We start from the raw sequence: 13573 nt of genomic DNA on the forward strand, positions 1-13573 counted from the left end.
TTTATTAAACTATTAATCTACCCGCAATAAAAATAACTCCGCAGGTGTACGATAACCTAATTTACGTCGTATTTTCTGATTTAAGCAGGATTCTATTTTACGAATAGTTGACTTTTTAACGGTGTTGATAGATTTACCCTTAGGTAAAAACTCCCGTATCTGTCCGTTATGGTTTTCGTTAGTACCACGCTCATAAGATGAATAAGGGTGTGCATAGTAAATGTTTAAATATTTCGATTCTAATTCAGATAACGAGGCGAATTCTGAACCATTATCAGATGTAATACTCTTGAAGGTTGATTTCCTATATTGTTTAAAAATATTCTTTAATGTCCGTAAGACACATAGTGCTGTTTTATCATTTATTTTACGTATAATTGTATAACGTGTTTGTCGTTCTACTAACGTTAATAATAGTGCTTCATTTTTCGTCTTCTTAAATAAGACTAAATCAATTTCCCAATGTCCAAATTCTGTACGATTATTCGCTACGTCTGGTCGATTTTCGATAGATGTTCCCATATTTTTCTTGTATGTTTTGGTGTTATCTTTTTTTGGTCGTTTTCTAATGCTTACCATTTTGGGTAAATCAATTGGTTTGATAGGGATAATACCTTGATGGACAAACGTATAAACCGTTTTCGTACAAGGGACCTTCTCATTAGGGTGATTTTGCCGATACCAATGTACAAAGGTATCAATACTATGGGTTCTATATTTTTCAGTAACTACCTGTTGTAAGTCTTTGAAAAATTGCTGACTAAATTTTTCAGTTAAATTATTATGATATTTATTTTGTTGCTTAGCTTTATAGATGTAATGGCTTGTTTCAGCGTAATATTTTAATTCGTCACGTTGGATACCATTTCGATTAACGATTTGATTAACACTTCCACGTTTAATTTCTCTATAAATTGTAGATATATTTCGTCCGAGTTGTTCAGCAATATATCGTATTGGTTTCTTTTCGTTTAATAACGTTTCAATTTTTGTGCGTTCAATCAAAGATAGCTGTTTATATTGTTTTTTTGTGTTATAATTTGTTTTAGACATGATAATTACCTTTCTAATTTTGTAGTGGATTTTAGTCAGTTAATTATCTGTCTTTTTTTGTTTTTATAACACTATTTTGCTTTTGCACTTTATTTTACAACTCGGCGTTGATATTTTTTACATCGTATTCTATCTTGAAAATGTCCTAATTCATGCAAAAAGATAAAAGCAGTCGTTTCTGTAACATTTTCTTCTATCTCGATATATATTGTATTTGTAAAAGCATTATACCCATTCCGTTTAGCATTTCTGATTTTAGGATATAGACTAGTTAATTTACTATTCTCTACAAACTTATTCAATATTTCCTGTACACTAAAATTTATTTTTTTAGATTCTATTTTTAATTTTTGAACCCTATTTAAAATATACACCGCTCTAAATATAAGAATAATTAATGTTACTAAAAAAAATACTGTCATTCAATTTTTACCAAAAAACATTTGCCTTTCCTACTCCATAAACCGAAACGACTACTACGGCACAACAACCTAATATAGCAACACTCCCCGAGGGTTAACATATGCTGATTTTGGTTCTGTAAAAAGCACACTAATAGAATCGTTTATATATTACTAATCTAATCTTCTAACGGCACTAACATATTTTTTAATCGCAAGAACCTTAAAATAATAAATATACTAACTACAAATGTATATAATATAAGTATTATTAATAAAAACAATGATACATTCAATATTCCTACACTTATTGATACTAAAGGAACTATCAATAAAAAGATTAGAAAAAATATTGCTACCAATGGTACACTTGCTATTCCATGTATAATTAAAGAAACTGTATATCTATCCATATCCTTACCTATATTTATTTTTTTCTAGAATATTTACAAGTATTTATCGTACTAGGAGAAAATATAAGAAGTTTTAATACACCACTAACTTCATATATACTCAAAATACATAGTAATACAATAATCACTATGTGTAAGTACATACTTTTTTTATTCACATCTACTTTTAAAACTGAAACTATTCCAAAAACACCCAACATTCCAATAATTAATAAATTTCCTGTAGTCATTATCATTAGAATAAATTCTAAAAATAATACAGGCACCATCATCTTATTAAGAATAACTATCTTACTATTATTTTTATTAAAACGCTATTGTTCTGACACTTGTTGAAAAAATAAAATAGAAAATAAACGCAGTGAATTAATAACTAAAATACATATAGTCCCTACCCAAAATAATTTACCTTGAGATAACAATGATATTCCACCCAATAAGTAACAAAGTCCACTTAAAATAGAAAAAGCATTAAACGCATTAATAATATGCATTCCTTTTAAATATATAGAATACTGTTTCATTTCATATAATAATAACCAGAAATATATACCATATATGACTATTATTACACTAACCGATTGAATTCCATGAATATTAATTCTACTATTATATATACATGATACAAAGAAAATTAACACTGTTTCTATAAAATTACTTAATATTATTTTTTTACCATTGAATTTCGAATCTCCATGGATCCCAACTCCCATATATATCCCTACTTCCATATAACGCTGTATACGCTAGTCCTTTTGCTAATTGATACACTTGTGTTCCAACAAACCTTAATACAATTCTAGTAATTCAGCCATAGACACCACTAAAATACCTTGTACAGTGCCTTATGAAACATATACTCCACCATCTAAATACATCATTTCATCTTCTTACAACTCTACATAATTCATTGGCATAACTAATGTTTCCATTATAAATTTCCTATTTTCTTCCTTATGTTACTTCATCAATTATATGATGCTAAATAAAACAATTAGAACTACTGTTAAAAGTATAAATAAAAAGACACCAATACATATACCTTTTCTTTTGTCATATGCTATTTCATATTGATACTTTTCAACACCTAAAAAAGTCGTATCTGTTGAGCGATATAATAGTGTGATATCTTCTGTTTTAGACAGAAATGTTATTTTTTCATATCGAAAGGCATCAGATAATTCAAAATTAACGACACCATTTAAATGAAATAAAATATATTTAATCAGATATAGCAATATATTATCCGTTCGTTTTACAACCAGCGTGACATGACTATTTTCAGAGATATCAATGATTACTGGTTCTAAATGTACTTTTGAAATATTTTTAACGTTATTATTTTCATAAACTTTAATTTTTATACTGTGTTCTTTTTTATTGATAATTGTCAATTTTGTCATAATACTTTTTTTAAAACTTGAATTTACGCCATAACATATGTATTAATTTCCAATTCGTCTGCTGTTTTCATACCTACACTTTGATAAAAAGCATTCGCAACTTTGTCGTCTTTATCAGTCATTAAACACAACATCCGTACGTTTTCAAATTCAATTCTACACATTTCAAGTAGTTTTTTAGCGATACCTTTCCGTCTATATTTTTTATTTACAATCAAATCTTGTACAATTACAAAATGTTCATTATCTCCTAGACACCTTACAAATCCTATCAGCACTCCCTCTTCAAAAGCGCCTAAAATAAAAGACGAATTTTCAAATGCTCGTATCAGTTTTTCATCATCTTTTAAATAGGCAGTCCAATTTTCCGATTCATAGATTTTTTTAACTTCGTCAATTTTTTCTATAGAAAAGCTTTTATAACATACCATTTAATCGTTCCCCTTTTGAAAATTTTAATTGATCGTATCTTTCTACTATATCAATACCATTGCAACCTATTAAATATTCAAAGCGTTGTTGCTAGATTTAAGAATCATTTTTAAAGACGAATTGTAAAAAATTCAAATAATTATGAATTTTCAAATATGCAAACTTATTAATTTCAAGGTTGTTAGATTTTGTTTAGTCCCTTTTCTTTCCGTCAAAAGTTTCACTATCCCTTTCGTTCAAAGGTTTCTAGGATTTTACGAGCAGAGCGACACTCTCCAGATACTATAGAACAAAATAAAATTGTTTACTCTTTAATTTATACTTCAAAACGAATTGTTGTTATCGCAGTAGATTAACAACTTATAAATTCGTGTATTTGCAAATTGAAATTTATCATTCATTTAAATTTTGCTTATTTTTTAGAAATTTATTACTTTGCGCCACTGCTATCTTATTCATTATTGAAAGCATCGATATTCCTATTTCCGACGACACCAGTTTTAACATTAAAAGCGGATTATTTTCAATCTCTTGACTACCAAGAGTCGTTACGATTCCAGAAAAAATAAAATCAATTTGCAATTTCTCCTCTGTTGTCAAACAATCTTCATTAATAGAAAAGGAATCCAACCATATCTCCCTTAAATAGTTATTCACTAGTTGTTTTAGGTATGTTGACTCACTTCTAGCACACAACATAATACGCCTAGAATTCGGTAAAATGGACATATCAAAATTTAAAATATTTTCATCACTTTGACACTTTAAGAAAGTTAAAATTGACGAAATCATTATTTTCGAGGCCTCGTTTCGTGTATTATTCTTAAAAGCCTGATAAGCCAAATCATCAATATCTTTATAATGATAATAAAAAGAATTACGATTAACTCCAGAATCTTGAGTAATTCGAAGAACAGTAATATCCGTATACCTTTCCGTCTCTAAAAGTTTCCAAAAAGCATTTTCTATTTTTACTACTGCCCTATTAGTATATTCATCTTTCTTTGGACGCGCCATATTGCCCCCTATAATTAGACACTTTATACTCTATTGTCTATTTTATTTTACACCGTGGCGTATTATAATTCAATTTCAGTATGTAATTAAGAGGTGCTTTCTATGAAAAAAATGATAAATAATTGGTATAACATTTCTGTATATCTTGCTGGCTTAACTGCTTTGCTTGCAATCTTTCTACCAGTAACCGAGGTACAAAAATGTCTTTTGGCTTCCATTTGTATTTTGTTTCTACATTTTTTCGAGGAATTCGGTTATCCAGGAGGATTCCCACTACTTGGAGTAAAACTACTCCTTGGTACCGATGAGATGGATAAAACCAAGTGGGATTGTAACAATCTTAGTAGTATGTTTGGAAACTGGACATTTCTAATTTTAGTTTATGTTTCCCCTCTTTTACTACCTAATGTACATTTTCTAACATTGTCTGCCATGTTGTTTCTTATTATGGAGGTCATTATGCATTCCATATTTAATTTACGATTAAAAAGCATTTACAATGCCGGCCTAATTACCGCAATTTTAGGACTAGGACCTATTGGCGTGTACTATTTTATCAATGTATTTGATAGTAAAATGTATAATTGGTATGACTATATCCTTGCTATACTTTGGTTCATTATTGTATTTATATTCTGTTTTCGTTCTAAACTTTATTGGAATCTTGGAAAAAAAGACGGATATGTACTTACTGATCAAACTGCATTTGGCGTAAATTATTTAACAAAAAACTAATTTGAAATATATGTAAAGCCTTGCCAAATTTTATCTGACAAGGCTTTTTTATATTCATTTAATAACTATTGGATAGGTTACACTTATTAGAACAAAGTCTCGCAGCCTTTTCTTCAATACTTGGATATTTTTCAATACCAAAATAAGCACTAAAAACTGAAGATAAAGAAGATTCTATTAAACCAACATCCCTGACACCATCTAAACCACCCGTCGTTTGAATGAGACTACTGTGCAATTCAATAACCTGCTCAACAGTTAGTATTTTCATTTTGCCAATTCCTTGAATGCGTTAAGGTGGCGTGATAATACTGAAGTTGCAACCTCATCCAAGGTTGATTGTTTAACAACTGTTGATGTTACCTGCTCATCTTTGATTAGACTTTGATAGTCCACTAAAACATACTTTGGAACATTATTTTTCAAAATTACTGCAGTACCGTTCGTATCAATCATACGAGCTACTTTAGAGAAGTTTTGATTCGCTTCTGAAATAGAGACTAAGTTTTCTATATTAATGTTCATATTTGTTTCCTCCTTTTCTCTATTCTGCCATTTTTAGGATATATTCAACCTATTTCTGGACAACAGAACTATACACTCCACATGTGCTGAGAGCTTTCTTCTATACTAATAGACGAAAGGGAGTGAACGTTATGTTGGAATTATACTATGGAACGGAATGTTGTGTTAGAAATTATAATATTATTTTATATGCACCCACCCAAAGTAAGAATTATTTGTGTGTGTTTGAAACCTTTATTTTCTCTACTACATTCCATAACAATGTAATAATCATCATCCTCTGCTCGTACGACTATCCCCATTGAATATGGAGTTTTCCAAAGAGGTCCAACACCATAGAACTTTTCGACAAACTTATTTGTTGGATTTGGACTTTCTGCACTAAAACTATTTTCAAAAAGCCATGCATGCCAATTTTTAAACGCTGGTGGAAAACCAAGCGTATGAGCAGCTTGAAGTATGGTAATCGCAAATTCCATTTCGTCTTCTAGATTAATCACATATTTTTCATTAGGATCCAATCTATACCCATCAATCGCCTTTTCTGGTTTTATACCACTATTAAGTTTTAGTTTCTTCATGAAAATGCTCCTCTATTTTTCTTTTGATTTTGGTCTTGCTTTAGCGTATGGTCGATTCTCAGAGATAAATTGTTCTAAGTTTAAGAATGACCTACCTAGCTCATTTAAACTAAGAACCAGCATATACTCCGCAACTTCTCCAGCATGATCAATGAATCGCATCGGATTTAATTTTTGCCGAAATTCCTCAAATGTGTCTCCTACTTCAAGCCATTCATCTACTTCACTATCATAATAACAGTGATATTGTTTCCACAATTCGTAATCACTTTCTTCGAAAAAATCTTCATCAATAGAAAAATCTGCCCATGGAAACAATCTAGGAAAAACATCTGTGTAGGGAGTATATGGGAACCAATATGGATACAAGTATTCTGTTATACTGTCACCTTCATGAACGATTAACTTTGTTTCTCCTCTACCACTAGACTTATTTACCCACTCTGTTGAATGTAATTTAACTTCACCTCCACTTTGAATAATTTCCATAAATTTTTTATGAGATAATAAAAAGTTATAATTTTGAATATGTTGGGGTAAATTAGTATAGGAAAGCAGGTGATTGTTTGACTGTTCATCCAAAAAAACTTGATTTATAGGAACTTTCACATAATAACCTTTACCTTCCCCCTCTTTAGTTTTTTCAATTGTTTCAGGAGTTAATTCTTGCCAAATGCACATGCCATCATCAGGATTAAACAGAACAATTATACAAGGAAGAGAATTCATCGTCCAATAATTGTACTGCCTCTCATTTATCTTCCTAAATATAACGTAGTTATCTTTTTTCTCCCTAAACCAGCTCGATCCTGACTTGATTTGTAATGCAAGGTGTTGTCTCGGTCTACTATATTCAACAAATTCCATATGAGCATCTATACCTATGTCATTAACTGGCTGTTCTCTAAACATCCAATTGTTTCTTTCTGCAATTAATCCACAATGATGTATGCCAATCCTCTCAGTATTACTAGCCATATCACTATCTACCTCTCTATATAACTAAACGTATTAACAGTACAAGTAATTGAATGGGGACTCGGTACAATTTTTAACAGCTGCTTGCCAGGCAGCATTAAAATCTCCACCACTTGAAATCACTGTATAGAAATGTTCCGAAAAATCAAATGCTATGCTCGATACAACTTGCCCACTATGTAAGATAGAACAGTCTGAGTACAATGAATCTAAATTAGATACAAATTCAGCAGTAGAACAACAATTAAGAAATGAACAACGAAATCTACGATTAGAAATCCAATTACTAAATTTCTTAAAAGTCATATTTGAGTCTACAAACGAAAGTAATACCTCTCCGTTAGTTTTCGTATCGGTGTGACCCGCTAAATGGATAATATTCAGTATTGGAAGTCTATCCAAAATTGTTCTAAACACATCAGTAGAGCATCCATGAATAGGAACAACTATTACATTGGGATTATTCGTAAATAAATCACAAATATTTTGAATTTCATCATTTGCTTTAATATTATCGTCTTGTGGATCTATCAAACTCATCGCCAAAACTATTTGTTGACCCTCGACAGGAAAACCATCCTGAAGAAGCTGTATTTTTTCTTTTTCTAAAAAAATTCTCGAAACATTTATATAGGAATTTAAAATCTTTTTCCATTTTACTCTCGACCTGTACTTCTCATTTGTTAAAAATTGAATTGTATTTTGTTGAAGAGACAACACAAAACTTCTCATAGCTACATAATCTTCTGAACTAACTTTTTTACGTAAAACTGAGATGCTTTCCCTGATGTTCTGTTCAACCAACATTTGATAATACTCCAACACTGATTCTTCTAAGTAATTTTTATCTTCGCTCTCATTAAATTTTAATTCCTGATGTATAAACGGTTCAAAAAAATCAAAAATAGGCAAAATCACTTCCTCAAACTCAGGACTATTTAATCTTTCACGATAAGTCTCTTTTTCCATAATGGTTACTACAACTCCACCCCATTCTAATATTATATATTCTACCACAAAAACGTAAAAAAGGGGTTCTATAATATTTGGTGTTGGTGGCTTCCGCAAGGAAGCTATCAACACCTTTTAAATTATGTATACAAAAAGGTCAGATATTCCCTTATAATTAAAGCGCTAAATCTAATAAAAGGAGAATTATCATGACCTATGCATCTAGTATACACCAATTATTATCAATTGAGGATAAAAATATAACATTTAACGATACATTAGTATTACCCACTGTCACTATAAAAGATAAAACCTATCGACAGTTATCTGGAACTTTATCGTATACACCGTCTTGTTGCGAAAAATGTGGCGTTCAAAACAACCATCACACCGTTATAAAATACGGTTTTAAAACCATTCGTTTATTACTAGGAGATATTAACTTTTCTCCGCTGTTATTGCAGTTGAAAAAGCAACGTTTTCTATGCAAAGCCTGTGGAGAAACCTTTATCGCTACAACAACATTAGCGGATAAAAATTGCCATATCTCTCATATTGTCAAACGTAAAATAATCGACTTATTAACAGAAGAAATGGCGATGTCCACTATTGCCAAACATACTTTTGTATCACCTCATACGGTCATCAGAGTCTTACGTCGTACCGCAAAAACATTTATGACGCATCGCCATTTACCTGAAACCATTTGTATAGATGAATTTAAATCGGTTCAAAATTGTGTTGGGAAAATGAGTTTTATTTTCTGTGATGCACAGACACACGATATTATAGACGTTCTGGAAAGTCGTAAACAGCAGGATTTAATCGATTATTTCTTAAGGTTTGATGCATCAGAAAGATTACGTGTTAAATTTGTGGTAATGGATATGTATAAACCGTATATAAAAGTGATGCAGACGTGTTTTCCTAACGCTAACATCATCATTGATAAATTCCATGTTGTGCAACATTTAAATCGCGCATTAAATCGTTTAAGAGTAGAAATTATGAATGCCTACCGTTATAGTAGACCGACAGATTATCGTAAATTGAAACAATTATGGCAGTTAGTGTTAAAAAATAGAGAAAATTTAGATGTTGAACGTTTTGAAACGCATCGTTTGTTCGATGGCATGATGACAGAAAAAATGATTGTTGATTATCTAGTTGATTTGTCTCCGCAATTATCCAGAGTGCACCATATCATCAATAATTTAAAATATGATATTGCCACAAATGATTCTCAACAGTTTATAGATGATTTAAACGCATCTAAGTCATATCAACTACGTCAATATGTACGAACAAGTTTAAACTCACTGATGTATTATATAGATGAAATTCGCTTATCTCTAGAGTATCGCTATACAAACGGACCGATTGAAGGGCTTAATAATCGCATTAAGAATATTAAGCGTTCTGGATATGGATATCGTAACTTTTACAATTTAAGAGCTCGAATACTCATTGTCAATCGATTATTTAAAAATAAGAAAACCGATAACGAAGAACATTCCTCGTTATCGGCTAATAAAGTCGCTTAATTTTTGGTCACCAACACCATTTGACATAGAACCAAAAAAGGCTGTGACCACAATGGCATCCCACTGTCGTTACAGCCTTTCTTTTTCTCTATAAATCTACCTCAGTTCCTTCAAGGAAACGAACCGTAATTTTCGCCATCAAGCCCTATCCTGATATAGTCTAGCACTCGGCACATGTCTGAAGGGTTGAAGTCGATCTGCTTCTGCCTAAGTAGGTCACTTAATGCCATGCTGTAGTGCTTTTCGAGCAGGCGATTTTCTGCCAAGATTTTCTCCCACTTGCCATCAAGCAAATCAATGTTCTCGCTTAAAAGCTCCAATGCCTTTATGAAAATCTGCCCAAGTATCGCCTCATCCAAATGGCTACTGTAACACCCTTCTACACCCTTGATACGATAGCGGTTGTTACATTGCCAAACTTTACGTTTCCCTCGGCGTGTTGTCCAGTTCTTTCGACCAAAGGCTGAGCCACACTCAGCACAGAACACCTTGGTGGCAAAGGGGTTATCCTCACTCTGTATGATATAGGACTTGAGCTGATGTTCCTCTCGGTAGGTTTTGCGCCTGGCAATTTCTAATTGAACACAGTCTCCCAAGTTTCCTCATCGATGATACCCTCATGGCTGTCTTCCACATAGTATTGGTTAACCTGTCCATCATTCTTCGTTCGCTTCTTAGTTAGGAAATCCACCGTGTAGGTTTTCTGAAGCAGGGCATCACCTTTATACTTCTCATTCTGAAGTATTTTGAGAATGCTGCTGGAATACCTGTTGGCTTTCCCCGACCATCCTTTGACACCGTTGGTGTTGAGTTCTTTCGCAATGCTTTCTGGACTGTAACCTTCTAAGAACTGGCTATAGATGTGTCTAACAACTTCAGCTTGTTCTGGGTTAATGACTAGCCTACCGTTCTCATCCTTATCATACCCCATGAACTTGGTCGTATTTACTTGGACAATTCCACGTTCAAATTTCTTTCGAATTCCCCATGTTGAGTTCTCTGAAATGGAGCGTGACTCGTCTTGAGCAAGTGAGGATAAAATGGTTAAAAGTACCTCTCCTTTGGAATCGAGACTGTCGATATTTTCTTTCTCAAAAGTGACACCAATCCTTAGTTCTTTCAGCTCACGGACATACTTGATACAATCTAAGGTGTTTCTGGCAAATCGAGATATTGACTTAACCAAAATCCTATCCACCTTACCTTCTCTACAATCCTGTATCAATTGGTTAAAGGCATCCCGTTTTTTAGTGTTGGTTGCTGAAATGCCTTCATCCGCATAGATGTCAACCAACTCATAATCTTCGTGTTTTGAGATAAAGTCACGATAGTATTTGACCTGATTCTCATAGCTTGATAGCTGTTCGTCTTGGTCGGTGGACACTCGACAATAAGCGGCCATTCTGATTTTCTCTTGGATGTGGTGTAGAATTGTCACCTGCACTTTCTTGGCTGGAATAACTGTAATATTTTTTGCCATACTCAATCCTTTCTATGACGGTTACTGGTATCTCTAAGTGCCACTCACTGATGTCGGTCTCAGGTACTCTCATCCCTTGACAAGCAGATTTGCCCTCCTTGATGTATTTGGAACAACACCAGACAATCTTTCCCTTATAGGAAACCTGTCTTCTGTTGTTGTATCAAACTGTGCCTCTGCACATTTAGGGCGAGTCGTTTAGTGTAACCGATTCACAAGAAAGTCTACCAGATACCTACTTAGCTCTACAGCCAGACGACACCGTGGAGTTAGGACGATTTGTCAATTTTGCCTACCATTACGAGGACGTATTCAGTGGTGGTAATTTCCAAGTTTTTCTCTCGCTTGATGACAGGGAAATGCTGATGTACGAGGGTCGCTTTGAGGAATTCCAAAAAGCAAAAGCCATGGACGATGTAGACGACATCCGTTCAGCAAACTCGCAGGGCAGTTAGACCAACAGGTGTTTAGGATAGTAGGAATAGAAACATTATTAGAGTAAAGCAAAAAGGGCGATTGCCCTTTTTGACTTCTTACTAAGAATGAAAACAACAAATTTAGTTTGAAAGATATAAGTTTGATATAATCTTATCTAATTTTCGTTGATTATTTTCATCTCTGTACAATATCCCTTCAACGAGCGAATCAATCTGTTTTTTAGATTCATCACTAATCTTAGGAATTGGAATTCTCTTTAAATAGTTAGCAGAATTATTTACTGTTGGATTAATATTATGCACTATTTCATTAACTATATTAGAATTAAGTAGCCCCAATACAAATAATGTATCTCTGCTATCCTTCGGAAAAATTCCAACTATACTTTGATCAAAAACTCTATTCTTCATGATAGTAGCTTTTATTTTTTTGCTTTTCAACATAGGAGTAGCTATCCCATATTTGAAATAGTAATCACTATTTTGAAACCTTGCTTTTTTAAATGTATGATACTCATTAATTGTACTTTTATCCCATCTTATAAACCAATCATCATTAGGTTGTTTATACCCCTGTTTCATACTTCCCTTTATAATAGGTATGTAATTAGCAATAGAATCTGTAATTCCATCTACAGTAGCGGGAATTAAATTAATTTCCTCATCCAAAATACAAGCATAACCTTTGGAATTCCTAATATTTAAACTTTTAACCTTTAAATACTTTTTATTATCGCCCGTATATATACCTGTGACACAATCTGCAATATCACCAAGGGTCAAATTTGACTTCATCAATATCTCATCTGCAGTTGCATTGAGATGTAAATTATAATTTTCTTGTTTAAGTATTGAGGTTTGTTTTATTTCTTTAGGTTTCACCACTCCGCAATTTATCTTTGAGAAATCAATCTCACTACTAAGTGTGTCAAATATCTTAATACTGTTCTCAAAAATGTCCTGTTTTCTATTTGTTATAGTTATTATCGATAACTTACTGTAAGCAAATGACACCCCAGGGAACCATTTACTAGGAAATATAGCAATTTCTTCAACCAGATAATTTTTGAACAAGAATTCTCGAAACTTTTTATGCATATTTAAATATAAAAAAGTATCTGGAATAATGAAGACTAACTTACCATCTTCTTCCAGCAGTGATAGACATCTAAATAAAAATAACACATATGAATCTTTTGAATAAATTCTACTATATTTTTTTGAGAGAACTCGCTTTTGTTCATCTGTAAAAACGGCTCCATACGGCGGATTTCCTATTATTTTTGAAAAACCTGTATGCGTATTTGCACGTATATCTAAATTTAAGTCAATCAACGTATCCGATTCATGTATACTAACATTTTGATTCTTCCGAAATTTTCTAGACATGACCTGATAAGAGTAATTATCAATATCATATGTGGTTATACTTAGCTTCGGCTTTTGCTGAAGAATTTTGTCTACAAAAACTCCCTCTCCAACACTGGGCTCTAATATTGTATCAGTATCACAAAGTTCTAATTTGGACACCATATAATCAGTAATTAAATCAGAATTTGTATAATAAGTTTGTAAAGTTTTATTCAAAGTTGCCTCCTTAAGTATTAGCTTAAGTTTAACTCT

General features: G+C 32.3%; 12 protein-coding genes and 3 pseudogenes. 2 read left to right on the forward strand and 13 right to left on the reverse strand.

Annotation, left to right across the window (positions count from 1 at the left end; all coding sequences use genetic code 11):
• Positions 1-12: 12 nt before the first annotated feature.
• The 5 genes from J7S27_04325 to J7S27_04345 all read right to left on the reverse strand — a co-directional run bounded on the left by J7S27_04325 (position 13) and on the right by J7S27_04345 (position 4719).
• The gene (locus J7S27_04325; GenBank protein ID QTU82546.1) at positions 13-1053 is read right to left on the reverse strand and encodes an IS30 family transposase; all 1041 of its coding nucleotides are present in this window, start codon (positions 1051-1053) and stop codon (positions 13-15) included.
• Between the two features lie 1128 nt (positions 1054-2181).
• Positions 2182-2580, reverse strand: a complete 399-nt coding sequence (locus tag J7S27_04330; GenBank protein QTU82547.1) for a hypothetical protein — start codon at positions 2578-2580, stop codon at positions 2182-2184.
• A 258-nt stretch (positions 2581-2838) separates the two neighbouring features.
• Positions 2839-3270: a hypothetical protein gene (locus J7S27_04335; protein QTU82548.1), complete on the reverse strand. Its 432-nt coding sequence runs from the start codon at positions 3268-3270 to the stop codon at positions 2839-2841.
• A gap of 23 nt (positions 3271-3293) precedes the next feature.
• On the reverse strand, positions 3294-3701 hold the full coding sequence (locus J7S27_04340; protein ID QTU82549.1) for a GNAT family N-acetyltransferase: 408 nt from the start codon (positions 3699-3701) through the stop codon (positions 3294-3296).
• A 394-nt stretch (positions 3702-4095) separates the two neighbouring features.
• Positions 4096-4719: a TetR/AcrR family transcriptional regulator gene (locus tag J7S27_04345; protein ID QTU82550.1), complete on the reverse strand. Its 624-nt coding sequence runs from the start codon at positions 4717-4719 to the stop codon at positions 4096-4098.
• A 102-nt stretch (positions 4720-4821) separates the two neighbouring features.
• Here J7S27_04345 and J7S27_04350 point away from each other — a divergent pair, with 102 nt between their 5' ends.
• Positions 4822-5454, forward strand: coding sequence for an HXXEE domain-containing protein (locus J7S27_04350; GenBank protein QTU82551.1), 633 nt, complete (start codon positions 4822-4824; stop codon positions 5452-5454).
• Between the two features lie 76 nt (positions 5455-5530).
• On the opposite strand, the pseudogene J7S27_04355 reads toward J7S27_04350, so the two are convergent.
• The 5 genes and pseudogenes from J7S27_04355 to J7S27_04375 all read right to left on the reverse strand — a co-directional run bounded on the left by J7S27_04355 (position 5531) and on the right by J7S27_04375 (position 8507).
• A pseudogene (locus J7S27_04355) lies at positions 5531-5725 on the reverse strand (type II toxin-antitoxin system death-on-curing family toxin).
• Positions 5722-5979 (reverse strand): type II toxin-antitoxin system Phd/YefM family antitoxin, encoded by a 258-nt coding sequence (locus J7S27_04360; GenBank protein ID QTU82552.1) that lies wholly within the window; start codon positions 5977-5979, stop codon positions 5722-5724. Before J7S27_04360 ends, J7S27_04355 begins: the two are co-directional and overlap by 4 nt.
• Positions 5980-6164: 185 nt before the next feature.
• Positions 6165-6560 (reverse strand): hypothetical protein, encoded by a 396-nt coding sequence (locus J7S27_04365; protein QTU82553.1) that lies wholly within the window; start codon positions 6558-6560, stop codon positions 6165-6167.
• A gap of 12 nt (positions 6561-6572) precedes the next feature.
• Positions 6573-7538, reverse strand: a complete 966-nt coding sequence (locus J7S27_04370; protein QTU82554.1) for a DUF4365 domain-containing protein — start codon at positions 7536-7538, stop codon at positions 6573-6575.
• 33 nt (positions 7539-7571) lie between these two features.
• Positions 7572-8507, reverse strand: a complete 936-nt coding sequence (locus tag J7S27_04375; GenBank protein ID QTU82555.1) for a hypothetical protein — start codon at positions 8505-8507, stop codon at positions 7572-7574.
• A 191-nt stretch (positions 8508-8698) separates the two neighbouring features.
• Between J7S27_04375 and J7S27_04380 the strand changes: the two genes are divergently transcribed.
• Complete coding sequence (locus J7S27_04380; GenBank protein ID QTU82556.1) at positions 8699-10033, forward strand: ISL3 family transposase; 1335 nt, start codon at positions 8699-8701, stop codon at positions 10031-10033.
• Between the two features lie 88 nt (positions 10034-10121).
• On the opposite strand, the pseudogene J7S27_04385 reads toward J7S27_04380, so the two are convergent.
• The 3 genes and pseudogenes from J7S27_04385 to J7S27_04395 all read right to left on the reverse strand — a co-directional run bounded on the left by J7S27_04385 (position 10122) and on the right by J7S27_04395 (position 13537).
• A pseudogene (locus tag J7S27_04385) lies at positions 10122-11417 on the reverse strand (recombinase family protein).
• Positions 11380-11667 (reverse strand): annotated as a pseudogene (locus J7S27_04390) (recombinase family protein). Before J7S27_04390 ends, J7S27_04385 begins: the two co-directional pseudogenes overlap by 38 nt.
• 403 nt (positions 11668-12070) lie before the next feature.
• Entirely contained in the window at positions 12071-13537 is a 1467-nt protein-coding gene (locus J7S27_04395) for an Eco57I restriction-modification methylase domain-containing protein (GenBank protein ID QTU82557.1), read from the reverse strand.
• Positions 13538-13573: the final 36 nt, after the last annotated feature.

The organism is Carnobacteriaceae bacterium zg-C25, assembly GCA_017945845.1.
Classification (GTDB): Bacteria; Bacillota; Bacilli; order Lactobacillales; family Aerococcaceae; genus WM01.